General features: G+C 41.8%; 26 protein-coding genes. 4 read left to right on the top strand and 22 right to left on the bottom strand.

Translation table 11 applies throughout. From position 1 onward, the window contains the following. Position 1: 1 nt before the first annotated feature. A complete protein-coding gene (locus tag AB1Y31_04355) occupies positions 2–727 on the top strand; it encodes a UDP-2,3-diacylglucosamine diphosphatase (protein ID MEW4982399.1) in 726 nt (241 codons plus the stop codon). 24 nt (positions 728–751) lie between these two features. On the opposite strand, the gene AB1Y31_04350 is transcribed toward AB1Y31_04355, so the two are convergent. Next, the gene (locus tag AB1Y31_04350) at positions 752–1,588 is read right to left on the bottom strand and encodes a ferritin-like domain-containing protein (GenBank protein ID MEW4982398.1); all 837 of its coding nucleotides are present in this window, start codon (positions 1,586–1,588) and stop codon (positions 752–754) included. An 85-nt stretch (positions 1,589–1,673) separates the two neighbouring features. Here AB1Y31_04350 and sthA point away from each other — a divergent pair, with 85 nt between their 5' ends. Together sthA and AB1Y31_04340 are read left to right on the top strand one after the other, a co-directional pair. Beyond that, positions 1,674–3,086 (top strand): Si-specific NAD(P)(+) transhydrogenase, encoded by a 1,413-nt coding sequence (gene sthA / locus AB1Y31_04345; GenBank protein MEW4982397.1) that lies wholly within the window; start codon positions 1,674–1,676, stop codon positions 3,084–3,086. Between the two features lie 63 nt (positions 3,087–3,149). Beyond that, positions 3,150–3,839 carry an SIMPL domain-containing protein gene (locus tag AB1Y31_04340; protein ID MEW4982396.1) on the top strand — a complete coding sequence of 230 codons (690 nt, stop codon included), beginning with the start codon at positions 3,150–3,152 and terminating at the stop codon, positions 3,837–3,839. Between the two features lie 83 nt (positions 3,840–3,922). Here the strand turns inward: AB1Y31_04340 and AB1Y31_04335 are convergent, their stop codons facing one another. Both AB1Y31_04335 and acnB read right to left on the bottom strand, forming a co-directional pair. Continuing rightward, positions 3,923–4,516: a tetratricopeptide repeat protein gene (locus tag AB1Y31_04335; GenBank protein MEW4982395.1), complete on the bottom strand. Its 594-nt coding sequence runs from the start codon at positions 4,514–4,516 to the stop codon at positions 3,923–3,925. 171 nt (positions 4,517–4,687) lie between these two features. Further along, the gene (gene acnB, locus AB1Y31_04330) at positions 4,688–7,279 is read right to left on the bottom strand and encodes a bifunctional aconitate hydratase 2/2-methylisocitrate dehydratase (protein MEW4982394.1); all 2,592 of its coding nucleotides are present in this window, start codon (positions 7,277–7,279) and stop codon (positions 4,688–4,690) included. A 152-nt stretch (positions 7,280–7,431) separates the two neighbouring features. Here acnB and AB1Y31_04325 point away from each other — a divergent pair, with 152 nt between their 5' ends. Next, entirely contained in the window at positions 7,432–8,202 is a 771-nt protein-coding gene (locus AB1Y31_04325; protein MEW4982393.1) for an NRDE family protein, read from the top strand. A 139-nt stretch (positions 8,203–8,341) separates the two neighbouring features. Here the strand turns inward: AB1Y31_04325 and AB1Y31_04320 are convergent, their stop codons facing one another. The 19 genes from AB1Y31_04320 to AB1Y31_04230 all read right to left on the bottom strand — a co-directional run bounded on the left by AB1Y31_04320 (position 8,342) and on the right by AB1Y31_04230 (position 26,417). Then, on the bottom strand, positions 8,342–9,058 hold the full coding sequence (locus AB1Y31_04320; protein ID MEW4982392.1) for a YebC/PmpR family DNA-binding transcriptional regulator: 717 nt from the start codon (positions 9,056–9,058) through the stop codon (positions 8,342–8,344). 207 nt (positions 9,059–9,265) lie between these two features. Beyond that, positions 9,266–10,456 carry an O-succinylhomoserine sulfhydrylase gene (locus tag AB1Y31_04315; protein MEW4982391.1) on the bottom strand — a complete coding sequence of 397 codons (1,191 nt, stop codon included), beginning with the start codon at positions 10,454–10,456 and terminating at the stop codon, positions 9,266–9,268. Positions 10,457–10,474: 18 nt separating this feature from the next. After that, entirely contained in the window at positions 10,475–11,983 is a 1,509-nt protein-coding gene (purF, locus tag AB1Y31_04310; protein MEW4982390.1) for an amidophosphoribosyltransferase, read from the bottom strand. A gap of 25 nt (positions 11,984–12,008) precedes the next feature. After that, positions 12,009–12,521, bottom strand: a complete 513-nt coding sequence (locus AB1Y31_04305; protein MEW4982389.1) for a CvpA family protein — start codon at positions 12,519–12,521, stop codon at positions 12,009–12,011. 10 nt (positions 12,522–12,531) lie between these two features. Continuing rightward, entirely contained in the window at positions 12,532–13,062 is a 531-nt protein-coding gene (locus AB1Y31_04300; protein ID MEW4982388.1) for an SPOR domain-containing protein, read from the bottom strand. A gap of 40 nt (positions 13,063–13,102) precedes the next feature. Next, positions 13,103–14,383 (bottom strand): bifunctional tetrahydrofolate synthase/dihydrofolate synthase, encoded by a 1,281-nt coding sequence (gene folC, locus AB1Y31_04295; GenBank protein ID MEW4982387.1) that lies wholly within the window; start codon positions 14,381–14,383, stop codon positions 13,103–13,105. A 2-nt stretch (positions 14,384–14,385) separates the two neighbouring features. Continuing rightward, positions 14,386–15,303, bottom strand: coding sequence for an acetyl-CoA carboxylase, carboxyltransferase subunit beta (gene accD / locus AB1Y31_04290; protein MEW4982386.1), 918 nt, complete (start codon positions 15,301–15,303; stop codon positions 14,386–14,388). Between the two features lie 20 nt (positions 15,304–15,323). Then, positions 15,324–16,136 carry a tryptophan synthase subunit alpha gene (trpA, locus tag AB1Y31_04285; GenBank protein MEW4982385.1) on the bottom strand — a complete coding sequence of 271 codons (813 nt, stop codon included), beginning with the start codon at positions 16,134–16,136 and terminating at the stop codon, positions 15,324–15,326. Further along, on the bottom strand, positions 16,133–17,365 hold the full coding sequence (trpB, locus tag AB1Y31_04280; protein MEW4982384.1) for a tryptophan synthase subunit beta: 1,233 nt from the start codon (positions 17,363–17,365) through the stop codon (positions 16,133–16,135). The genes trpA and trpB overlap by 4 nt, the downstream gene beginning before the upstream one ends. After that, positions 17,352–17,981 (bottom strand): phosphoribosylanthranilate isomerase, encoded by a 630-nt coding sequence (locus AB1Y31_04275; GenBank protein ID MEW4982383.1) that lies wholly within the window; start codon positions 17,979–17,981, stop codon positions 17,352–17,354. Before AB1Y31_04275 ends, trpB begins: the two co-directional genes overlap by 14 nt. Positions 17,982–17,990: 9 nt before the next feature. Then, positions 17,991–18,800, bottom strand: coding sequence for a tRNA pseudouridine(38-40) synthase TruA (gene truA / locus AB1Y31_04270; protein ID MEW4982382.1), 810 nt, complete (start codon positions 18,798–18,800; stop codon positions 17,991–17,993). 13 nt (positions 18,801–18,813) lie between these two features. Continuing rightward, positions 18,814–19,554, bottom strand: a complete 741-nt coding sequence (pdxJ, locus tag AB1Y31_04265; GenBank protein MEW4982381.1) for a pyridoxine 5'-phosphate synthase — start codon at positions 19,552–19,554, stop codon at positions 18,814–18,816. Between the two features lie 18 nt (positions 19,555–19,572). Continuing rightward, positions 19,573–20,268, bottom strand: coding sequence for a DNA repair protein RecO (recO, locus tag AB1Y31_04260; protein ID MEW4982380.1), 696 nt, complete (start codon positions 20,266–20,268; stop codon positions 19,573–19,575). Between the two features lie 47 nt (positions 20,269–20,315). Next, on the bottom strand, positions 20,316–21,218 hold the full coding sequence (gene era, locus AB1Y31_04255; protein MEW4982379.1) for a GTPase Era: 903 nt from the start codon (positions 21,216–21,218) through the stop codon (positions 20,316–20,318). After that, positions 21,211–21,888: a ribonuclease III gene (gene rnc / locus AB1Y31_04250; protein MEW4982378.1), complete on the bottom strand. Its 678-nt coding sequence runs from the start codon at positions 21,886–21,888 to the stop codon at positions 21,211–21,213. The genes era and rnc overlap by 8 nt, the downstream gene beginning before the upstream one ends. Before the next feature lie 31 nt (positions 21,889–21,919). After that, positions 21,920–22,291 carry a DUF4845 domain-containing protein gene (locus tag AB1Y31_04245; GenBank protein ID MEW4982377.1) on the bottom strand — a complete coding sequence of 124 codons (372 nt, stop codon included), beginning with the start codon at positions 22,289–22,291 and terminating at the stop codon, positions 21,920–21,922. A gap of 24 nt (positions 22,292–22,315) precedes the next feature. Continuing rightward, complete coding sequence (lepB, locus tag AB1Y31_04240) at positions 22,316–23,089, bottom strand: signal peptidase I (protein MEW4982376.1); 774 nt, start codon at positions 23,087–23,089, stop codon at positions 22,316–22,318. Continuing rightward, positions 23,089–24,891, bottom strand: a complete 1,803-nt coding sequence (lepA, locus tag AB1Y31_04235) for a translation elongation factor 4 (protein MEW4982375.1) — start codon at positions 24,889–24,891, stop codon at positions 23,089–23,091. Before lepA ends, lepB begins: the two co-directional genes overlap by 1 nt. Positions 24,892–25,019: 128 nt before the next feature. Next, positions 25,020–26,417, bottom strand: a complete 1,398-nt coding sequence (locus tag AB1Y31_04230; protein ID MEW4982374.1) for a DegQ family serine endoprotease — start codon at positions 26,415–26,417, stop codon at positions 25,020–25,022. Between the last annotated feature and the right edge of the window lie 13 nt (positions 26,418–26,430).

Here is a 26,430-nt window from a genome sequence, read left to right as displayed (position 1 = left end):
CGTGAGCCAACATATCCACTTTATTTCTGACTTACACCTAACTCAAGATAGGCCTAAAAATACACAGCGATTTTTAACCTATCTTGAGTCGTTAGATGCAAACGTTTCTGACCTTTACATCTTAGGCGACTTGTTTGATGTCTGGGTTGGTGATGATGACCCGACCCCTCCTAATGAGCTCGTCAAAGAACAACTCAAAAAACTGACCAGCTCAGGTGTAGGAGTCCATTTATTAGTAGGAAACAGGGACTTCCTAGTTGGGCAACAGTTTTTCAACGACACGCAAGTAACCCCTCTAGAAGATGAGTATGTTATAGACCTGTTTGGTGTTAAAACCTTGTTAATGCACGGCGATTTGCTTTGTACTGACGATGTTGAATACCAACAGTTCAGGCAATTAACGCATACTGCCGCATGGCAACAAGAGATACTACAAAAACCCCTGCCAGAACGGTTAGCGATTGCTCAACACTATCGCCAAGAAAGTCACTTAAATAAAAAAGAAAAATCCGCTACGATCATGGACGTTAACGAGACAGCGGTTATTAAGGTGCTCGAGAAACATCACGTTCAACGACTGATTCATGGGCATACGCACCGTCCTGATGTCCATACCCAAGATGCCAACGGCAAACCCAGTAAGCGGTTTGTTTTAGCTGAATGGGACAACGAGGGCAGTATTCTCGATTGGAGCGAACAAGGCTATAACGTTATTAAACTTCCCTAACGTTTGGCTAGCGCTTCGATAGAATTATTTGTTAACCACAGAGCCTTTTCTTGTATAGCGTTTATCCAAACCTTCAAGTTTAAGTAACTCACTTTCTGTGAAACCCGCTCTTTTTCTTAACGGTCGATTAAAAGGCCCGAGTATTTGACCTTTCAAATACAGTTCGACGTTTTCAAAAAAAACATCTTCACGTTGAAGGTTTTGTTCCTTGCAAACAAAATCGAGCCACTTCGTACCATACTCCACATGGGTCACTTCATCTTCAAGAATAGTTTCTAGAATCGCAGCTGAAGCTAGGTCTTTTTGAGCATAAAGTTTATCTAGCATAGCGGGTGTCACATCAAGTCCGCGCGCCTCAAGGTAGCGAGGCACCAGCGATAAACGCGCCACTAAATCATTCTCAGTCTTAACAGCCATGCTCCATAAGCCATCATGAGATGGGTCATCACCATAGTTGCAATTGAAATTAGTTAGGTGATCACACAGTAATTTAAAGTGCTTACATTCATCATTAGCCACATACACCCAATCGATATAAAATTGCTTCGGCATCCCTTTAAATCTATATGCAATATCCAAAGCCAGTTTTATAGCATTAAACTCAATATGCGCTATCGCATGGATAAATGAGCGCTTACCCGCCTCTGTACCTAACCGCCTACGTGGTAAATCCCTAGGCGCTACACATTTCGGTTTGTCAGGAAAACTAACTAGATCAATAGGCAAAATCTCCCGTTCTGCTGACTCATTAATTGACGAGGGTTCGTTACTCAATTCAAACGCTTTACGAGTCATCTCAACCGTTTCACCAATAGATGACGTTAACAATGCTTTTTCTATGGTGTTAAAAAATTCAGACATGCACAAATACCCTTAGCCAAATCAGGATTTTATCGTATCTGTTGTATACTTGTTAAAGCATTTGTAAAAATAATGAGAATAGCTAATGAGCAAATATGAGTATGATGTAATTGTTGTCGGAACAGGCCCAGGCGGCGAAGGTGCGGCGATGAAAGCTTGTAAAGAAGGCAAAAAAGTTGCCATTATCGAGAAATATAAAGATGTTGGTGGTGGCTGTACACATTGGGGAACAATTCCTTCTAAAGCATTACGCCAAGCTGTACAACGCGTTATTCAATTCAACCGTAACCACTGGTTTAAAGAGGCTTGCGGCGGCCCTCTACACCTAACATTCCCTCAACTTCTAAGTTCAGCAACCGATGTTATAAAGAAACAAGTGGATATGCGCAGTAGTTTCTATGAGCGTAATAATCTCGACCTGTTATCTGGAACAGCTAGTTTTATTAACGACAATACGATGCAAGTCAAACCCGCTGATGGTGGGAAAGCAAGAAAGATAACAGCTCAAGTTTTTGTTCTTGCTCCCGGCTCACACCCCTACCGACCGGATGACGTTGACTTTAGTCACGCCAATATTTTTGATAGTGACACGATACTTAATTTAAATTTTACACCACGCTCTATTACCATTTATGGCGCAGGTGTTATCGGCTCTGAATACGCATCCATTTTTCAAGGACTTGGCGTTAAAGTAAATCTCATCAACACGCAAGCAAGCTTATTGGCTTTTTTGGATGAAGAAATTGTTCACGCCCTTAGTCATGACATGCGCAAACAAGGCGTTGTTATTCGTTCTAGCGAAGAATATGAGTCCATTGTCGCCAATGATGAAAGCGTAATCACGAACCTAGTTTCAGGCAAAAAAATTAAAACCGATATCTTTCTTTGGGCTAATGGTCGAACAGGTAATTTTCATGACTTATCGCTTGAAAAGGTAGGGATCAAACCTAACTCACGCGGCCAAATTAACGTCAACGAAAATTATCAAGTCGATGGCAAGGAACATATTTATGCCGTTGGTGATTTTATTGGCTATCCAAGTTTGGCGAGTGCCGCCTATGACCAAGGGCGTTTCGCAGCAACACATATCGTGGATGGCACTTGCGACATAAAACTCGTTAAAGACATTCCGACAGGTATTTATACAAACCCAGAAATTAGCTCCGTGGGTTTTACAGAAAAAGAGCTGACAGAACAAAAGGTTCCTTATGAAACGGGATACTCACGCTTTGATTCTCTTGCAAGAGCGCAGATTTCTGGTGAAACTCAAGGCTTATTAAAGATTATCTTCCACTCAGATACATTACAAATATTAGGTGTACATTGTTTTGGTGACCAAGCCGCTGAAATTATTCATATTGGCCAAGCCATTATGTCGCAAGAAGGTGATGCTAACACCCTGCTCTACTTTACCAATACCACGTTCAACTACCCAACGATGGCTGAAGCGTACCGTGTAGCCGCTTTAAATGGTTTGAACCGTTTGGACAATCATTAACAGCCTATTCATATTCAAACTATATAGTATCCACACGTGTATTAACTTAATAGGGAGATGGACATGAATAAATGGATCGCGTTATGTTGTTTAAGCTTTTTTCTAGTCCCTGTCGTTGCACACGAAGTGCAGCCGGAGGGTCTTGTTAACCTACAAGCAACCGCAAGTCTTGAAGTAGAAACAGACACGATGCAAGCCATCATTGCTGTAGAAGCCGAAAACCATGATCCCGCCACATTAGCTCAACAGATCAATGAAAAAATGGCTTGGGCGTTAGATTTAACTAAAAAATATAACGACGTAAAAGTTAAAGGCGGCCAGTACACCTCACACCAAATATACAACAAACGAATTTTCAAGGCTTGGCGTGGGAGACAGACTATTACGCTAGAAAGCAAAAATAGCGCCGCATTGGGCGAACTCATCGGTAAATTACAGAAAAAACTATTAGTTAAATCGCTGAATTACCACGTCTCAAAAGAGAAATTAGACGGCATTAATAAAAGACTTATTAAGCAAGCGATTGAAAATTTTAAAGAGCAGGCGTTAGTGATTACTAAAGAGTTTGGCAAAAATAAATATGTTCTTCATCACATCAACGTAAATCAAAACAATCCGCAGCGTCCAATTTATTACGCTAAGTCTCGCATGACGGCAGACTCAACCATGATCGAAACAGCGCCCGCAAATTTGCAACAAAACACATCTAATATACAAGTTAACATTAGCGGAACCATTAGATTAATCAAATAGTTAGAGTTCTTACTTAACTAGAATAATACCCTTAATCAAGTAACTGAACTTGCAAGACACCTGAACTACAATATTAGTTACCGCTAAATAAAGTCCCTTTTATGCTCGTCATTTATTTTTATTAGCTGATGAAGTCGGGTAATGTGCTTATAAATTCGCGGATGAAGTGGATACAGGTTTCTTGCTGTTTTAAACACCGTAAGCGCTTCTTTAAATCTTTTTTGCTGGGCGAATATATGCCCTTTCCCAATCAACGCACCAAAATGTCTAGGTTCAAGTGCTAGTGTTCGATCAATACTGCTTAGCGATTCTTTATACTTACCCATCAAAAAAAGAATGGTGGCATGTAAGTTCCATGCTTCTGAAAAATTGGGCTTTTCCTTTGTTATAACCGCCATTATTTCTAACGCTTCCTGAGCTGAGCCGTTACGCATCACCGTATCCGCCAGGTTCATACGCTGATCTATTTCCTTATTGCCCGATTTATTCCATATCTGCATAATTTCATATTCGACTAATTGGGCTTGCCTAACCGTCTGCGCCTTGTTCAATTTGACAAACAGCGTATCTAATCGGGGATTAGTTTGGTTGGCTAATGCAGTTGTTGAAACGGATAATAAAGATAATACGGCCAATATGGCCAAGTGCACTCGTAAAAACTTTGTAGTTAGTTTCATGATTAAGCAACTAGGTTCTAAAGAATATGACTCAATACTATAGAAAATAGCGAGCTTTTCAAGCACATGATGTGCAGCCTCGTAAAATTTTTCGTTCTGTCCTCAATCATTAATTACAAAAAAAAGGGCTGTTTTCACAGCCCTTTTTCACTAACTAAACCCGCTTAATTATTAAGCGCTTACCTCAACCTTGTCAGCAATTTCTTGGTACGTACCAATCTTGTCAAAGTTCAAATAACGGTATGTATCCGCTGCTGTTGCGTCGATTTTCTTAGCGTATTCCATGTATTCATCCTTAGAAGGAATTTTACCTAAAATAGCACCAACCGCTGCTAACTCAGCAGAAGCCAAGTAAACATCTGCGCCTGTACCTAAACGGTTTGGGAAGTTACGTGTAGAGGTTGAAATCGCAGTTGATTTCTCGGCAATACGCGCTTGGTTACCCATACATAGAGAACAACCCGGCATTTCAGTACGTGCACCAGCAGCGCCATAAGTGAAGTAGTAACCTTCTTCAGTTAATTGTGCTGCATCCATTTTTGTTGGAGGAGCAATCCATAAACGTGTTGGCAATACACCACCAAACTCTTTAAGTAAGTTACCCGCCGCACGGAAGTGACCAATATTGGTCATACATGAACCGATGAATACTTCATCAATTTTTGTACCCGCAACCTCAGATAATGTTTTCACGTCATCTGGGTCATTCGGACAAGCAAGAATAGGCTCTTTAATGTCACTCATGTTGATTTCAATGATTTCTGCGTATTCCGCATCGGCATCTGCTTCCATCAATTCTGGGTTAGCTAACCATTCTTGCATTGCAATAATGCGTCGCTCGATTGTTCTTACATCGCCATAACCTTCAGCAATCATCCACTTAAGCATGGTGATGTTTGAATTTAAGTACTCAGTAATTGGCTCTTGATTAAGCTTAATGGTACAACCCGCTGCTGAACGTTCAGCTGATGCATCAGATAATTCAAATGCTTGCTCAACTTTCAAGTCAGGAAGACCTTCAATTTCAAGAATACGACCAGAGAATGCGTTAATTTTGCCTTCTTTAGCAACGGTTAATAAACCTTTGTCGATTGCTGCTAGAGGAATGGCATTAACCATATCACGTAGAGTGATACCCGGTTGCATTTCACCTGAGAAACGAACCAAGATTGACTCAGGCATATCAAGAGGCATAACACCTGTTGCCGCAGCAAACGCCACTAAACCAGAACCCGCAGGGAATGAGATACCTAATGGGAAACGTGTATGTGAATCACCACCTGTACCAACGGTATCAGGTAATAACATACGGTTTAACCATGAGTGAATAATGCCATCACCCGGGCGTAAAGGTACACCGCCACGGTTCATGATGAAATCAGGTAGTGTGTGATGTGTTGTTACATCAACAGGCTTAGGGTAAGCCGCTGTATGACAGAAAGACTGCATCACTAAATCTGCTGAGAAACCTAGGCAAGCTAGATCTTTAAGTTCATCACGTGTCATTGGGCCCGTTGTATCTTGAGAACCCACTGTTGTCATACGCGGTTCACAATAAACACCGGCTTTAATACCAGCAACGCCACATGCTTTACCAACCATTTTTTGCGCTAAGGTGAAGCCTTTACCATTGTCTTCGTGTGACTCTGGTTGACGGAATACGTCAATTTCAGGCAAGCCTAATGCAGTACGAGCACGTAATGTTAAACCACGACCAATAATTAATGGAATACGACCGCCAGCTTGCACTTCATCCAGTAGCACGTTAGATTTCAGTGCAAATTCAGTCAACACTTCATCGGTGCCGCTTTTAGTTACTTTGCCTTCATATGGGTAGATGTCGATAACATCATTCATATTTAGCTTGCTAACGTCCATTTCGATAGGTAAAGCGCCTGAATCTTCCATTGTGTTGAAGAAAATCGGTGCAATTTTGCCACCAATACAAACACCACCGCCACGTTTATTAGGTACGTAAGGAATGTCGTCGCCCATAAACCATAACACTGAGTTAGTGGCTGATTTACGTGAAGAACCTGTTCCCACAACATCACCGACATAAGCCAAAGGAATACCGTCTTTTGCCATTTCAGCTATCTGAACGATAGGGCCAACTTCGCCTTCAACATCTGGGTTGATACCATCACGTGGCATTTTAAGCATCGCTAACGCGTGCAAAGGAATATCAGGACGAGACCAAGCATCAGGTGCTGGTGATAAATCATCGGTATTCGTTTCGCCAGTCACTTCAAAGACTTTAACGGTTAACTTATCAGCTAATGGTGCGCGGCTGGTAAACCACTCCGCATCTGCCCATGATTGTAAAACGCGCTTAGCCGCTGCATTACCTGCATCCGCTTTTTCTTGTACATCGTGAAATGCATCAAATACCAATAAGATGTGTGATAACTGCTTAGCAGCCGTATCAGCTAATTCAGCGATATCGAGTAGGTCTACTAAGGGTGAAATGTTATAACCACCTAACATAGTACCTAATAATTCAGTTGCTTTAGCAGCATCAATTAAAGGAGATGTTGCTTCACCTTTAGTGATCGCCGCTAAGAAACCTGCTTTAACATAAGCTGCTTCATCCACCCCAGGTGGTACACGGTTGGTGATAAGGTCGAGTAAAAACTCGCCTTCACCCGCAGGAGGCGCTTTTAACAGCTCAACAAGGCCTGCAACTTGGTCGGCATTTAGTGGCTTAGGTACAACACCTATCGCCGCACGTTCTTCCACATGTTTACGGTATTCTTCTAACACAGATCACTCCTACTTTTAAAATAAGGCTTTTAGCAAGCAAAGCTTACAAATTAAGCCGGTTATTTTAGCATTTAGTACTTAAAATTGACAGGTGTAGAAGGAAGGTGTTTTATGTATCGATACATCAATTTATACCTAGAGAGCATTTATTAATGTGCCTTATACTTTTTAAGTACCAACCGAACGAGCAGCAGAAGTTAGTCTTAGCTGCAAATCGTGATGAGTATCACCAACGCGAGACATTGCGTGCGGGGTACTGGCCACATCAACCGCATATTTTCGGCGGCATAGATAATGTGGCTAATGGTAGCTGGCTGAGCGTTGATACATCAGGTCGTTTAGCCGCCCTCACCAATATTCGTAAGCCGCCGTATAAAGACAACAGCAAACAATCTCGCGGCCACTTAGTGAGAGACTTCTTGTCGCAACAGCAACCTGCCCCCGAATTTATAGAGAATTTAAAACAACGAGACCATGAATATGGCTTGTTCAATTTATTGTTAATGGATAACACGGGGCTTTGGTGCTACTCGAATGATTCCCACCTAACTCAAAGAGTCTCACCCGGCAACCATGGCCTTAGCAATGCCACACTTGATACACCTTGGCCCAAATTAACAACGTCGTTGCTAGAGTTTGAAAAATCACTCGCCTCAAATAGATTAGATGATCTCCAGCTAATCGACACTATGCAATCACAAACTAAGCCAAAAGATAAGGACCTACCTGATACCGGCATTGGGCTAGAATTTGAACGCTTTCTATCACCAATATTTATTCAAGGAGAAGACTACGGCACTCGATGCACGACACTGTTAACAATAAATGATCATGCCATTAAGTTTACGGAACTAAGTTATGCGCCAACTGGAAAAATTAGCGATGAAGTACAACAAAAAATTGAGTTAAACCGACATTGCTGATGACGTACTTATATGAAGATTAGTCGCCCCATCACTTTGATAAGTCGACCTATTTATTCATACAACGCCTTTTAGAAATTTAAATCTAATATGGCTATCATTAAAGCAACGCGGCTCTTAACAAAGCGCTTTGCGCTATTTACAACTCAACATTATGGTACACCTGTTGCACGTCATCTAAGTCATCCAACATGCTTATAAATTTTTCAAATAAAGCCACGTCATCCCCACTTACAGTTGTATAGGCATGAGGAATGAATTGGATCTCATCCACCTCAAAATCAATATCACCGCAGCTATCAAGCAAGGCTTGTTTTGCCTTGAAATAATCGGTATTCGGGGCAAAAACGGATATCGTACCGCTTTCATTTTCAATATCAGTCACATCAACGTCGGCATCCATTAGCGCTTCTAAAACACCATCTTCATCGCCATATTTGAAAACAAAAATAGCAGAGTGATCAAACATATGGCTAACGCTACCTTGCGTACCAATTTTACAATTGGTTTTGGTAAACGCCTGACGAACATCGCCAAAGGTACGATTAGGGTTATCAGTTAAGCAATCAATAATTGCCATACTGCCACCTGGGCCATAACCTTCGTACCGCGCAGGAGCAAAGTCTTCACCTGCACCACCTTTCGCTTTATCGATGGCCTTATCGATCACATGAGCAGGTACTTGGTCCTTCTTTGCTCTATCAATTAAGCTGCGTAAAGCTAAGTTACCACTAGGGTCAACACCACCAGATTTAGCGGTTACATAAATCTCACGACCATAACGGCTATAAACCTTCGCCTTCATATCTGAGGTTTTTGCCATTGACTCTTTGCGGTTTTGGTAAGCTCTACCCATATGCTTAATACTCCGTAATATCTAAAATGCTTATTCTACTGCTAAGCCAGCGCTTAAGGAAACTGCATTGATAGCAGCACAGTCACGTTTATATCAAATCCCTGTTTTTATTCTTGCTCAAGCTCATACTCAGAAAAATATTGAACGCTAGGCCGTAACATTCCGTTATGTAAAAGCCGGCACAAGCAAAAAAATCAGGCCACTGTTCTAAACTTGTGACAGCCCTCTATTTAAATCAGCCTTAATATCTTCAACACTCTCCAAACCAACACCCAATCGAACTAACGAATCTGTTATACCCGCTTTCGCACGTTCTTCTTCAGTTAAACGACCATGTGTCGTGGTAGACGGGTGCGTAATCATACTTTTAACGTCACCTAAATTGGCGGTAATGGAAATCATTTGAGTAGCATCAATTACTTTCCACGCGTTCTCTTTGCCACCTTTTACATCAAAGCTGACAATGCCGCCAAAGCCAGTTTGTTGTTGCTTGGCAAGTTCATGCTGCGGGTGGTTTTGCAACCCTGTGTAATACACATTTTCCACCGCAGCTTGTTGTTCTAGCCACTGCGCAATAGCTAGCGCATTTGAACAATGCTTTTCCATACGCAACGATAATGTCTCTAAGCCTTTATGAAATACCCACGCATTAAATGGGCTCATTGTGTGCCCTGCAGTGCGTAAAATAGGGTAGATTTTTTCTTCAATTAACGCGTCATTGCCCACCACTGCCCCGCCAATACAGCGCCCTTGACCGTCTATGTACTTAGTTGCCGAATGAACCACCAAATCCGCTCCCAAGCTAAGAGGCTTTTGCAACGCGGGTGTGCAATACACATTATCGATGATTAATAAGGCAGCGTTTGCATGTGCTAATTCTGCCAGCTGCTTTATATCTGCGACGGTTCCTAGTGGATTGGATGGCGTCTCCAAAAATAGAAACTTTGTCGTTGGTTTGATGGCTGATTGCCAAGCATTGATATCGTCTAAATCGACAAAGGTCGTTTCGATGGCAAATTTTTGCATGATGTTCTTAAACATCAAGGCTGTATTACCGAACACACTACGCGAACAAACAACGTGATCACCTGCACTTAACAAGCCTAAACACACAACGTTAATGGCCGCCATACCCGATGACGTTGCCATAGCGCGTTCAGCGCCTTCCATCGCCGCTAAGCGTTGCTCAAAAGCTCTAACCGTCGGGTTGGTGAAGCGTGAGTAAATATTGCCTGCAGATTTACCCGAAAACTTATCATGCGCATCTTGAGCACTCTCAAACACATAACTAGACGTAGGGAATATTGCGTCACTGTGCTCACCTTCTGGCGTGCGGTGTTGGCCCGCTCTAACACCTTGAGTTTCTATAGAGTAGTCTTGCCAATCGTTGTCTGACATATTACGGGCCTTTTAAAATTAATGGGTATTATGTAATTCGATCACGGTTGGGTCTAAGTCATTTTTAGTTTTCTGCTCATCTGAACGGTTTAAACCCTGCTCTCTAAGGTACTCATCACTGACCGTACCCGTCACATATTTTTGATTAAAACAAGCAGCATCAAAATCGACAATTTCAGGGTTTCGTTTTCTTACCGATTCAAATAAATCTTCTAAGTCTTGATAAATGAGCCAGTCAGCACCAATCGCTTGTTGGACTTCTTCCACCGTTCTATCGTGTGCAACAAGCTCTTCTACAACAGGCATATCAATACCATATACATTAGGGTAGCGCACAGCTGGCGCGGCAGAAGCAAAATACACTTTTTTAGCTCCCGCCTCTCTTGCTAACTTAATAATTTGCCCAGAGGTCGTTCCACGAACAATTGAGTCATCCACCAATAGAACATTTTTACCCCTGAATTCAAGCTCAATGGCATTAAGCTTACGCCGAACAGATTTTTTACGTTCTTGCTGGCCCGGCATAATAAAGGTACGTCCAATATATCTATTTTTTATAAAACCTTCTCGATACTTAACATCCAGCATATTTGCCAGTTGTAACGCTGATGTACGACTGGTGTCTGGAATAGGAATCACCACATCAATATCGTGATCAGGTTTAATTCGCATGATCTTTTCGGCTAACTTTTCACCCATACGCAAGCGTGATTTGTACACCGAAACATTATCGATGATTGAGTCTGGGCGGGCCAAGTACACGTACTCAAAAATACACGGAGTCAAACGAGGGTTTTCTGCACATTGTTTAGTGTGAATAACACCACCTTTCTTAATGAAAACAGCTTCACCCGGTGCAATGTCCCTGATTAATTTGAAATTCTGGGCGTCCATGGCGACGGATTCTGAAGCAATCATATAGTCACTGCCATCATCGGTTTCTCGAACACCGAAGCAGATAGGGCGAATACCATTCGGGTCACGGAAACCAACGACACCAAAGCCTGTGATCATCGCTACCACTGCGTAGGCACCTTCACAACGTTTATGCACCGCCTCTACCGCTTTAAAAACGTCTTTTTCATTAAGCTTTAACTTACCTAAACGTTGTAATTCATGAGCGAAAACATTCAATAGAATTTCCGAATCAGAATTAGTGTTGATATGTCGTTGGTCGTCAATAAACAACTCTTTTTTAAGTTCAGCCGCATTGGTTAAATTACCGTTATGCGCCAACGTAATACCAAACGGTGAATTAACATAAAAAGGCTGCGCCTCAGCCGAGCTCGAACAGCCCGCTGTTGGGTAGCGTACGTGCGCGATTCCCATGTTTCCAGTTAGTTCAAGCATGTGTCTTGTTCTAAAAACATCACGCACTAAACCATTTGCTTTTCGTAGGTGAAGCTGACTCCCTTCACATGTGACTATGCCCGCAGCATCCTGACCGCGGTGTTGAAGAACAGTCAATGCTTCGTATAACTCTTGATTAACGTTTTGGTGGGCTACAATGCCAGCAATTCCACACATATTGAACTCTGCCTTTTAATAAAACTTAATATGAAAAATATCCAGAAACGCCAGCCGGTATATGTTCTCTTAACCAAACGGACAATTCTTGAAAGGGACTAATCAATGATGATTCAACCCACCATGGATCTTGAGGTAATGGCGTTAAACCTGCCAATAATACTAATACAGCAATAACGACCATGCCGCGCGCTATACCAAAAAGAAAACCTGCAAACCTATCTGTACCACTTAAGCCGGTTTTATCTACAATTTGGCTGACTAAAAATGACAGCATCCCGCCTAGCATCAACGTCAGTAATAACAAAACAATAAATGCTACCGCAATTCGTACGGAGGGTACGTCTATGTAATCAAGTAGGTAAGCTGAAAAAGGCTGACTGAACCTGATACCAATAATAATCGCAACAACCCATGTGCCGAGTGAGAACGCTTCTTTTACCAGCCCACGAAACAAACCTATCAACGCAGAAATCAAGATAATGCCAAGAATGACATAATCAATCCAAATTAAATTATTTAACACACTAACAGACAATGCTTATGACCTATGGGTATTGAACGACTATTGCATTCGGTAATTGATGTACTTTTTTGAGCTTAGCACTCACAGCGTCGGCTTTTTCTTTGCTTAATTCTGGCCCTACTCTCACCCGAAAAACATCACCTTTCTTGCCGGAGGATTGCTCAACGAACGCAGTAAACCCGGCCTTCATTAGCTTAGTAGATAAGGCATTTGCATTTTTTTGATCCGAGAAGCTACCCACTTGAACAACCCAAGCGGTAATGCCTTCAACTGTTTTCATTTCGGGCGGCTTCGGAATAGCTGGTTGTAATAACTTGGTGACTTTAGCACCCGATTTGCTCGAAATCGAGACCTCGGCCAACACTTCCTCGTTCTGTTCTGGCAGCGTCAATATGCGCGAATCAAGTTCAAGATCTTTTGGTGCTTCTGGAATTTCTATTGAAATTATTTCGGAATCGGTCGGCTTTTCGCCTATCAACATGGGAACAAAAATCACAGCCAGTGAAATAAGGATAATGGCGCCAATTAAACGTTGTTTTAGAGGTTGTTCCATAAAAATCAATAAGCTGTCATTGAGGAATATTTTGAACGCATTATAACGCTTCTAAACAGGCTTCGACCACATAAAAAGAACCGAAACATATAACTAAATCGTCTTTATTTAAGATAGCCCTAACTTGTTTAAAAGCATGTTGTATCGAATCATACTGTGAACAATGCTGAGTTAAATCATTTGTTAGAAAATCTTGCAGCTTTTCAACTGATACAGACCGAGTGCTGTTCAAAGATGCTATATGCCATTGATCAACGAGACCCAAGAAAGGTTCAATCACTTGATTTAATTGTTTGTCTGCAAATATTGAAAAGACCGCGTGAATACGTCCCTTGCATTGCCGTGTTTTTAGAAACTCCGCCAAGGCCATAGCGGACTCAGCATTATGCGCCACATCTAAAAAAACATCTGGCGCTGAATTAACCTGCTGAAGCCTACCTGTTAGAGATACATGTGCTAGGCCAAATTCTATATCTTGTCGTGTAACAGGCACCTTATTTTGAATTTGTGCCAGCAAGCTAACGACCGCGCTAGCATTTTGTATTTGGTGTTCGCCATGAAGTGATGGCGCTGGATAATTTCCAGCGAAGCTATGATTGGCGATTAATTGCCAATCATTATGTTCAACTTTAAAATCAAAATCTTGACCGGCTAAGAGTAAATTAACACCCAGTTTATTTGCATGATCTATTAAACTTTGGGGAACGGCCTTATCACCGCAAACTGCAACTTGCTTAGTACGGAATATGCCTGCCTTCTCTAAGGCTATTTGATTGATGTCATCACCTAGCCAATCTATATGATCTATTGAAATACTGGTCACTAGAGCCGCATTGGCATCAACAATATTAACCGCATCCAGTCGTCCACCTAGGCCAACCTCAAGAATTTGAATATCGAGCTTTTGCTCATAAAAGATATCTAAGGCGGCCAGCGTACCAAATTCAAAGTAGCTTAAACTGATCGCTTGGCGAGTACTGTTAATTTTAGAAAAAACACGCGTTAACATGGAGTCTGAAACTGATCGCCCGTCGACCCTAATCCGTTCATTATAATGCGTTAAGTGTGGCGTGCTATACACGCCCACCCGATAGCCTGAAGCAATAAGAATAGACTCGAGAAGTGCAACACAAGAACCCTTTCCATTCGTTCCAGCGACAGTAATGGTATAAATTGAGTCCGACTTATCACTCTTTAGAGTTTGCCACACGGCGGCAACTCGATCTAAGCCCAAGTCTATTTCTTTAACGTGACTTTGCTCTTGCCAAGCGAGCCACTCAGTTAGCGATGACTTTTCCGAAAGCCTCGATGTCTGATTAATTTTTATTGCTCTTCTGGATTATCGGCAACCACGTCGACGACCGGTATGTCCACGCTTTCCAATGAATGATGTCCGGCATGTAATAAAGAGAGAATCTCTGTAATCGTTATGCGCAACTCTCTCCGGTCAATAATCATATCTATTGCACCATGTTCCAGCAAAAATTCACTACGCTGAAAACCTTCTGGTAGTTTTTCGCTCACGGTTTGTTCAATAACTCGCTGCCCTGCAAAGCCAACTAAGGCGTTCGGTTCGGCAATATGCACGTCTCCCAGCATAGCTAGACTGGCCGAGACACCGCCCATCGTTGGATCAGTTAGCACAGAAATAAATGGAATCTTTTTCTCAGCTAATTGCGCGAGCGCAGCACTCGTTTTTGCCATTTGAAACAAAGAAAACAACGACTCTTGCATACGCGCACCACCACTAGAAGAAAAGCAGACCAGTGGAATATTTGATTCTATTGATTGATTTACCGCGCGAACGAACCGTTCACCAACAACCGAGCCCATTGATCCGCCCATGAATGAGAAATCAAAAGCCGCGGCAACCAAATCCATCTCCAATACTTTACCTTTCATGACAATGAGTGCATCAGTTTCGCCTGTCGCCTTAACAGCCGACGCATGACGGTCTTTGTACTTTTTACTGTCTTTAAATTTCAACGGGTCAAGTGATCTAACTTCAGCACCAATTTCTTGTCGCCCAGCATCATCTAAAAATGATTCAAGCCGAGCTCGCCCACATAAGCGCTGATGATGATCACACTTTGGACACACGTGTAAATTGCTTTCTAAATCAGTTTTATAAAGAACACTCTGACAGCTATCACATTTGCACCATAGGCCTTCAGGTACAGAGCCTTTCTTTTTTCCGCTTAATTGTATGCCAGAGGGTATTAATTTTTCAAACCAACTCATAAATCACCTAAAAATTTATATTATTGTGTGACAGCGTCCATCGCTGCTCGCATATCACTTAACAAACTTGAAATTGCTTCTTGCCCTTGTGCAGGGTCATCAGCATGATCTGTAATGCAATTTATAAGAGCACTACCAACAACAACTCCGTCACCTAGTTTAGCAATATTAGCGGCAATATCGGCATTTTTCACGCCAAAACCTACCGCAATAGGCAACGGCGTTATCTGTTTTATTTCTTTTATTTTATTTTCAACTTCATCTAATTGAAGATGACCAGCACCAGTTACACCCTTCAGTGAAACATAATAAATATAGCCTTTGGCGACGGCCGCGACTTTCTTAATTCGGCCTTCATTGCTAGTCGGTGACAATAAGAAAATAGGGGCTATATCGTATTTATCATACGCGGCTATCAAATCGGCGCTTTCTTCTGGTGGAATGTCCACGGTCAAAACGCCATCAACGCCCGCCTCTGCCGCGCTCTTGGCAAACGCTTCATATCCCATAAACTCAATAGGGTTTAAATAGCCCATTAAAACGACGGGGGTTATTTGGTTGTCTTCTCTAAAACGTTTTACTATTTCAATAACGCCTTTTAAGGACATGCCATTGATTAATGCTCTTTCGCTGGCTTGTTGAATAACAGGGCCGTCGGCCATTGGGTCTGAAAAAGGCACACCCAATTCAATGATACTCGCTCCGGCTTTTACCATCTCGTGCATGCACGACAAGGTGAAATCAGCACTTGGATCACCGGCTGTTACAAAAGGCACTAGCGCCTTTTGTTTTGTTTCTTGGAGTTCCTTAAAACAATTATCTAAACGACTCACAATTCAATCCCCTCTATTTTGGCAATCGTGAAGATATCTTTATCACCACGACCTGATAAGCAAACCAATATAGACTCATCTTTACCCATTGTTTTGGCCAGTTTGGTGGCATAAGCAACTGCGTGACTTGATTCCAGCGCCGGGATGATACCTTCAACACGAGTTAGCTGATGGAAGGCTTCTAAAGCTTCATCGTCTTTTATGCTGACGTATTCAACGCGTCCAATATCTTTCAGCCAAGAGTGTTCCGGCCCTACACCTGGATAATCGAGCCCAGCCGAAATTGAATGTGTTTCAATAATTTCGCCATTTTCATCTGCCATAAGGTAGGTTCTATTACCATGCAGCACACCCGGCTTACCCGCACATAATGGCGCCGAGTGTTGACCCGTCTCCACACCTAAGCCTGCAGCTTCTACGCCATAAATAGACACACTATCGTCTTCAATAAACGGGTGGAAAAGCCCTATAGCATTCGAACCACCGCCGACACAAGCAACAAGCGCATCTGGTAAACGACCTGTTTTCGCCATCATTTGTTCACGGGACTCGCGACCTATGATCGTTTGAAAGTCTCTGACCATGGCGGGGTATGGGTGCGGTCCAGCAACGGTACCAATAATATAGTAGGTATCATCGATATTCGTAACCCAATCTCTAAGTGCTTCATTTAACGCATCTTTCAGTGTTTGAGAACCTGACGTTACCGCCACCACTTTCGCACCTAATAATTTCATCCGGTAGACGTTGGGTGACTGACGCTGTATATCCTCTGCGCCCATGTACACAACACACTCTAATCCAAGCCTTGCAGCAACGGTTGCAGTTGCAACACCATGTTGACCGGCACCGGTTTCAGCGATAATACGCGTCTTACCCATCCGTTTAGCCAGCAACGCTTGACCAATCGTATTATTTATCTTGTGCGCACCGGTGTGATTTAAATCTTCTCTTTTAAGATAAATTTGTGCACCGCCTGTTTCCTTACTTAGTCGTTCCGCATGATAAATGGGCGATGGACGACCGACATAGTCTTGTAAATCCGCATCTAACTCAGCTAAGAACTCCGGATCTTGCATGAACTTAACGTAAGCTTCATTAAGTTCATCTATAGATTCCATCAAGGTTTCGGCAACAAAAAGGCCACCATAAGGACCGAAGTGGCCTCGCTCGTCGGGTAAATTGTAATTAGTGACGGTTGATTTTTTTTTGCTATTACTCGTTGGCACGTTTTACCTCATGCATAAATTTATTTATTAATTGGTGATCTTTCACACCCTTACTTTTTTCGACACCGCTACTAACATCAACAGCGTAGGGATTTGTGTTTTTTACAGCATCATAAATATTGTGAACAGTAAGACCGCCAGCCAAAACAATAGGCAAGTTACATCGCTTCGGCAGCAAATCCCAGTTAAACGTTTGCCCAGTTCCACCATATTGGGTGCTATCAAAAGCATCAAGTAATAAACCAGACGCCGAACTATAAATTTCCGCCATGTCGCTTAAGTCAGTTGTGTCACGCATTCTAATCGCTTTTAAATAAGGCCTGTTAAAAGAACGACAGAAAGCTTCATCTTCATCACCGTGAAACTGGAGAATATCCAAAGGCAAGGCATCCAAAACATGGCTAATATAGTCATAATTTGCATTAACAAAAAGCCCCACCTTATTGATAAATGGCGGTAATTTTTCAAAAATTAGCTTTGTTGAATGAATATCAACAAACCGTGGACTGCCCTCATAAAAAACAAAACCCAACGCATCAGCTCCTGCATCTATGGCCGCTAATGCATCGTCAACTTGCGTGATACCACAGATTTTTACACGTGTTCTTAAAGACATTTTTCTAATTCAAAAAGTAGGTTTTATTTCGATTGCATCGCTAAAAGGCGCAAATGCTTCTTGTGTAACTAAGCCAAATATTTTGGGGTAATACACACCCTTAAAATATAGACCATTAGGCAAGGCTGTTACACCCGCCTGCTTTCTATCTTGAGCACGTAAGACCCGCTCAACATACTCGGGTGGCTGCTCGCCCTTTCCAACAGGCAATAAAGTACCAACGATATTTCTAACCATATGATGTAAAAAAGCACTCGCGATAATATCGATAATGATTTTATCATTAGAACGCTTAATAACAATCGAATGAATTTTCTTAATGGCTGATTTTGCCTGACAACCTTGCGCCCTAAACGAGGTATAGTCATGCGTGCCTAATAAATAATTCGCCCCCTGTTGCATAAGTGACTCATTCAAAGGTTGAAAGATAGTCGTGACATGGTTGCGGTTGAGCGCAGACTTAACCCAGCGATTAAGGATCTCGTAGCGATAATAACGCGCTGCAGCCGAATAACGCGCATGAAAATCATCAGGTACCGGCTTTATCCAAACAATACGGATATCGTCGGGTAAGTTTGCGTTTGCACCAAGTACCCATTGATGCAACTTTCTTTGTTTCAGTGTTTCAAAATGAACAACCTGTTCAAATGCATGAACGCCCGCATCGGTACGACCAGCACATACAACCGCGACTGGGTGAACCGCTAATACGGATAAAGCCGCTTCAACCTTTTCCTGAACCGTTTCACTTGTACTCTTTTGACGTTGCCAACCATGGTATTGGCTACCGTCATATTCTACGCCCAATGCTAACTTCAAAATTTTGTACCAATCAAAGACTACGGGCGTTACGCATAAGTACTTTCATGTCGCGCACAGCAGTATCTAAACCAGTCATAACAGCTCTTGCAATAATAGAGTGACCGATATTCAGCTCAATTATTTGGGGGATTTTGGCGATTGCTTCTACATTATGGTAATGCAAGCCGTGCCCTGCATTGACTTGTAAACCTAAGCCATGTGCGTAGCTGGCCGCTTCAGTAATTCTATTGTACTCGTGCAGCTGATCGGATTCGCTTGACGCATCGGCATAACAACCTGTATGTAATTCCAATAAGGTTGCTCCAGTTTCTTTTACCGCATCTATTTGTTCTTTGTCAGGGTCAATAAATGGTGAAATTAAAATACCCTCAGAGGATAAACTAGAACAAGCATCTTTAAGGCGATTAAAATTTCCAGCAACATCAAGCCCCCCTTCTGTCGTTAACTCCTCGCGTTTTTCCGGAACTAAGCAACAAGATACAGGCTTAACATCGCAAGCAATGTCAATCATTTCACTGGTCACTGCCAGTTCAAGATTTAAGCGGGTATGGATATTGGAAACAATATCGCGAACATCTTGGTCCTTTATATGTCGCCTATCTTCACGCAAATGAATCGTAATGCCATCAGCACCGGCTCGCTCGGCAATAAACGCGGCATCGAGAGGTGATGGGTAATCAGTACCACGTGCGTTCCTTAATGTGGCAACGTGGTCAATATTAACGCCCAGAAGAATCGTTTTTTTATGTATCATCAGAAAATTTTTAAATTATACGAAGAGTTCGCGACTTTTTAGTATTTTACCATCCAATTGGTGATCAATTAACCGCCTCATGAGTCGTTTCGCCTGTTTAAGTTCTGTACTTTTTCGAAGGCTATTATTATTTAAGTTAAGCAAGGTGCTACCTAGGATCGCCAGAGGGTGATGAGTGTTTTTTTCAATCATCGGACCAGAGCCTATGGAATAGGCATAATATTGATCTGACTGCAGGGGTGAATTACTCCCCACTTCGTGCTCAAGCACCAGACCATAACCAATTTCATCGAGTAAGACTTTTTCAAACTGTCTTAAATTTGCTTCTATATATTCACCTTTAAATAACTGAATAGTGATGTTCTTAAAGGCATTGAATAAATTTGGGTGCGCATCGTGTTTGTGTAATAGATTTATTATCAATTCATTGATATAAAAACCGCAATACAAAGAAGTCCCCGTAAGCTGGCCTATACTCGAACTTTCATCAGCAGTCGTCAGTGTTTTAAGTTCACCTTTACCAACCCACGATAGCGATAGCAATTTAAACGGTTGTAATAACGAACCATATTTAGATTTTTTAGCCCTTGATCCTTTTGATATCATCGAAAGAACACCGTAGTCCTGCGTGAACACCTGGTGTATAACGCTAGTTTCTTTAAATGATTGGCTTTTTAAAATGAAGCCGACCTGGTGATCAACTCGATTCATATTCTTAACTCTTTTGTTCTGAAGCTAAAACCTCAGTAATAATTTAGTTATTCGATGTTACGATAACCTAAACTGATCAATTCTCGCTCGCTATCAGACCAGTTTTTCTTAACTTTCACCCATAAATTAAGGTAAACCTTCGACTCAAGCATTTTTTCAATATCTAAACGTGCCTGTGTACCAATGTCCTTAAGCCCTGCACCTTTATCACCAATAACAATGTTCTTTTGGCCTTCTCGCTCAACCCAAATAACGGCATAAATTCGCGTAATCTTTTCTTCAACCTTAAACTGGTCGATACTGATACTCAAAGAATGTGGTATTTCTTGGCCTAACCGTCGTATCAGTTTTTCACGAATAATTTCAGTTACCATGAAACGTTCTGAGCTATCCGTCACCTGATCTTCCGGGAACATAAGCTCACCTTCAGGTAAGAGGTTTAACAATAATTTTTCAAACTCTCCGAGCTGCTTACCTGTTAAGGCAGAAATAGGAACTATTGATTTAAAATCGTGCTCAAGACTGATTTTTTGAATAAATGGCAGTAGTGTTTCTTTATTATTAATCTTATCAATCTTGTTAATGGCCAGCACAACTGGGGCACCTTCATTTTTCAACTTTTCAAGGATTGAAATATCGATGTCATCCCACTGCATATCATCTTTAACCCAAACAATAACATCGACGCCCATAAGGCTCGTATCAGCCGTTTTATTGAGGTATTTATTGAGTGCTTTTTTCCCACCTAAATGCATCCCAGGTGTATCCACGTAAACAACTTGTGATGCGTCCGTTGTTTTAATACCAAGAATTCGGTGTCGGGTCGTTTGTGGTCGCCTTGACGTAATGCTTATTTTTTGACCTAATAAATTATTTAATAGTGTCGATTTTCCAGCATTTGGCGCACCAATCAGTGCAACAAAGCCGCTTTTAAATGAACTGTTAGTCATTAAGTAAACTCTCTAATATTTTGGAAGCCGCCTTTTGTTCGGCTTTTTTTCGTGAACTGGCCATAGCGTGCACCACTTCATTAACGCATTCAACTTTGCATTCAACTTTGAACTGTTGATCATGGTCCGACCCCGTCGTTGAAACCACCCTATAGACGGGAACAGCTATACCGCGTGCTTGCAGGTGTTCTTGCAGTTGTGTTTTTGGGTCTTTTATTGCGGTACCTAAGGTTAAGGCATCTAGCTGATCTTTAAAAATCGCCAGCACCCATGAGGTCGCCTCTTCAAGCCCTTTATCTTTGTACATGGCACCAATCAATGCTTCCACAGCATCCGACAAAATTGAAACGCGGTGCTTACCACCACTTTTCATTTCTCCCTGCCCAAGTACCAATTCATCGCTTAATTTTAGTTTCTTAGCCATCTCAGCCAAGGAATCTCTATTGACTAAGTGCGCCCTCAAGCGGCTCATCACACCTTCATCAACTTCAGGGAATCGAGTATAAATCTCGTCCGCAACGATGAAACCTAAAATAGCATCACCCAAAAATTCTAACCGTTCGTTATTACGTTGCCCAATACTACGGTGAGTTAACGCCTGCTCCAGTAAAGCATGGTCGTTAAATTTGGCATTAATTTTTTTTTGTAGCCTGTTTGCGTCAAAACTCAACAAAAGATCTCTTTTCCGGTTTATAAAAATATTACAGCGAGACAGCCATTTGATCGCTGAACGACAACACAATATCAATATTACCGATATAATCTTTACGCACTTCGTATTCAACTTTCATTGTGATATCGCTGATTGAGCGATTAATTTTAGCGTCTTTCGCATTAATGCTAGTTACTTGGTTCATATCCAGTTTCTTTTCAAGTAACCCTCTTATTTGTCCGACGGTCATTTTTTTTATTTCTGGGTCCGTTTCTATCGCCTCTATCGACGTTTGCACCGCTAAATGTTCCATATATATCGGGAATATTTTCAACACGCTCAGTGTAATAATACCGATTAGTGCGAAAACTAAAATTAGCCCAACAAGGGTAAAGCCTTTTTGTTTACTTGAATTCATCATATGTTCTCCTTTCATAATTGATTCTTAATATATTGTAGAGCCTAATCTATTCCAATCGATGCCGCTATTACTTGAGTCCCAGTTCATCCAGATCATGAATGCTTTGCCCACTATATTTTCTTCTGGAACCGTACCCCAATAGCGACTGTCGTTACTATTATCTCGGTTATCACCCATCATAAAATAATGCCCTTTCGGAACAGTCATTTCACCTTCAATTGATGGCCGTTCTTGCATAATCAGTATATCGTGTTCTTGAGATGGCAACAGTTCATGCTGCAACAAGGCGTTACTCATATTCTCACCTTGGCCTACACCTTGATAGACACCGATAGGTTTTTGGGTAATTCGTTGACCATTGATATACACGTGCTTATCGAAATAACCGACTGTATCACCCGGCAAGGCAATCACACGCTTTATGTAATCTAGTGAAGGGTTTTTCGGGTAACGAAATACCATAATATCACCACGCTCAGGCTTGCCCATATCAATTATTTTGGTATTAACAACAGGCAAACGAACACCATAAGAAAATTTATTAACTAAAATGAAATCGCCAATCAATAACGTTGGCATCATTGAGCTAGAGGGGATTCTAAATGGCTCGACTATAAATGAACGCAAGACCAAAACAAATAACAAGACAGGGAAAAAAGATTTGGAATATTCAACCAGAATAGGCTCCTTTCGCCCAACCAATTCTTCTTTTGAACGCTGAGTAAGCCAATAAATAGCAGCAATAAAACCTGTTAGGAGGGTCGCCAGTGTTAATGCTGCTGAAAAATCAAAATGCATCAGTCTTTACCTAACTTAAGAACCGCTAAAAAAGCATCTTGTGGAATATCAACATTACCCACCTGCTTCATTCGTTTTTTACCGGCTTTTTGCTTTTCTAACAATTTGCGCTTACGAGAAATATCGCCACCATAACATTTTGCAGTGACATTTTTTCTTAACGCTTTTACTGAAGAGCGCGCAATAATTTTTGCACCGATTGCCGCTTGGATGGCAATTTCAAACATTTGACGAGGAATCAATTCTTTCATTTTCTCGACAAGTTCACGGCCACGACCCTGACTGATATCTCGATGAACAATAAGCGATAATGCATCCACTCTGTCACCGTTAATGAGCACATCAAGCTTTACTAATGGTTCTGCTTGAAAGCGCCTGAATTCATATTCAAAGGAAGCGTAACCTCGACTGACGGATTTCAACCGATCAAAAAAGTCTAGCACCACTTCACTCATTGGCATTTCGTAACTGAGTGAAACTTGATTACCCATATATTGCATCTTAGTTTGTACACCGCGCTTATCAATGCATAAAGTGATAACGCTACCCAAATATTCCTGCGGAACAAGGATATGAGCTTCAATAATCGGTTCACGAATTTCATTAACCGTTGATATATCGGGGAGCTTAGCTGGGTTATCAACCTCAAGAACCTGACCGTTATGCAGTAACACCTCATACACAACCGTGGGAGCTGTCGTAATAAGGTCGAGGTCATACTCACGCTCAAGGCGCTCTTGGATGATCTCCATGTGTAGCATCCCTAAGAAGCCACAGCGGAAGCCAAAACCAAGCGCATCCGAGGTTTCTGGTTCGTAGTTTAGAGAAGCATCGTTAAGTTTTAACTTATTCAGCGCTTCACGAAGGTTTTCGTAGTCATTTGAACTCGAGGGGAATAAGCCAGCAAACACGCGAGCTTGAACTGTTTTAAAGCCCGGTAATGAGCTTTCTGCAGGGTTATTAGCACCCGTTATTGTGTCACCAACGGGTGCACCATAGATGTCCTTGATGCCCGCCACCATAAAGCCAACGTCTCCTGGATACAAAGCCTCAAGTATTTCTCTTTTAGGCGTAAAAACACCGACTTGGTCAACAAGATGAACATCATTTGATGACATCATCTTTATTTTTTGTTTTTTTCTAATCGTTCCCTGTACAACACGGATGAGAGAAACCACGCCCAAGTAGTTATCAAACCATGAGTCAATAATAAGCGCTTGTAACGGCCCTTCAGGATCTCCTTCTGGCGCAGGAACATCTTTCACGATCTGCTCTAAAACTTGGTCAACACCCAAGCCTGTTTTTGCGCTGATATGAGGCGCGTCAATGGCTTCTATACCGATAATATCTTCAACTTCTTCAGCCACACGGTCTGGCTCTGCGGAAGGTAAATCAATTTTATTGAGTATCGGTAGTACTTCCAAGCCCAATTCAATAGCGGTATAACAATTAGCCACGCTTTGTGCCTCAACCCCTTGCGCCGCATCAACGACTAATAGAGCACCTTCACAAGCCGCTAAAGACCGCGACACTTCATATGAAAAGTCAACATGTCCCGGTGTATCAATAAAATTGAGTTTATAGGTTTTGCCATCCTTCGCTTTATAGTGAAGGGTGACACTTTGTGCCTTGATGGTAATGCCGCGTTCTCGCTCAATATCCATTGAGTCAAGTACTTGCTCTTCCATTTCACGTTCACTCAAACCACCGCACATATGAATTAAACGATCGGCCAGCGTGGATTTCCCGTGGTCAATATGGGCAATAATTGAAAAATTTCTGGTTAAACTAATATCAGGCACACTATTTACTCATCAATCATGGTCACATGACCATTAGTTTGTTTAATCAAGCATAAAGGCACACCTGATCAATTTAGCTAAAAGCGCCTCATATGAGGCGCTTTTTTATATTGCAGCTATTGTACCTATTATTTTTTCAAAGCGAGAAAAATTGGGTTCCCTTGGCGATTAATTAGCACAGAAACAAACCTCCCTTTTTTGATTTTATCCGCCAATTGCTTAATGTGCTGTGTGTTTTTTATGTCATCCCCATCCATTTGCATGATGATATCGCCAGAACGAATACCTGCATTAGAGGCCGCGCCGTTAGTAACAGACTCAACAATCACACCGTATTTTTCAATTTTCAAGCGACTACGTAACTCTTTTGTTAAATCTTTTAGCAACATCCCTAGGATACTATTAGCTTTTGGTTTCGTTTTTTCGCTCAACAACTCCTTCTCATCATCAGGGAGATTTTCCAGTTTCACACTGAGCGTTTTAGAGTGCTTATTTCGGATGATTTCAACTTGAGCAGCCTTAGAAATATCTGCCGAACCCACCAAAGGTGGTAAAGAAGAAGAACGGTTGACGCTCTCACCATTAAAAGCCACGATAACATCCCCTACCTTCAACCCAGCTTTGTCTGCTGGACTATTAGGAAGCACATGCGCAACCAATGCACCATGAGGCTTATCCATCTCAAACGACTCGGCTAATTCACGGGTGATATCTTGAATACGTACGCCTAACCAACCACGCACGACGTGCCCTGATTTTTCTAATTGACGACTCACATTTAGAGCAACGTCTATGGGAATTGCAAATGACAGCCCCATAAAACCACCTGAGCGGCTATATATCTGAGAATTTATCCCAACAACTTCACCGTCTAAATTAAACAGGGGACCCCCTGAGTTACCGGGATTAATGGCCACGTCTGTTTGAATAAAAGGAACGTAGTTCTCTTTGGGCAAGCTTCGACCCTTAGCGCTGACAATACCGGCCGTGACAGAGCTATCAAAACCAAATGGTGAGCCAATAGCGAATACCCACTCACCAACCTTTAGAGCTTTAGAGGAACCGAGCTTAACTATCGGAAGGTTTTTTGCATCTACTTTCAATAAAGCAACATCCGTGCGTTCATCACTACCGATCAAGCTAGCTTTCAGCTCTCTACGGTCTTGTAATCGTACAAAAATCTCATCAGCATTTTTAATAACATGATGATTCGTTAGCACATAACCATCATGCGAAATGATAAAGCCAGAACCTAATGAGCGCACCTCTCGTTGTCTTGGTGTTTGCCTTGGAGCACCAAAGAAGTGCTTTAATAAGTCACCGTACGGTTGGTTTTCAGGAAACTCAAAACCTTCAGGTAAGCCGCTAAGTTGCTGGGTTTTTTGTGTGGTACTGATATTAACGACAGCATTACTATTTTCCTCCACAAGAGAAGTGAAATCAGGCAAGTTACTTGCTGTAACACTGCTAAATACCAGCGATATTAAAATTAAAAAAACAACATGTCGGCTAACACTCATATTCATACAAGAATCCTTT

Source organism: Cycloclasticus sp. (assembly GCA_040743155.1).
GTDB lineage: Bacteria > Pseudomonadota > Gammaproteobacteria > Methylococcales > Cycloclasticaceae > Cycloclasticus.
Note: the sequence above shows the minus strand (reverse complement) of the source record. Positions and strands in the feature narration are given on the sequence as shown.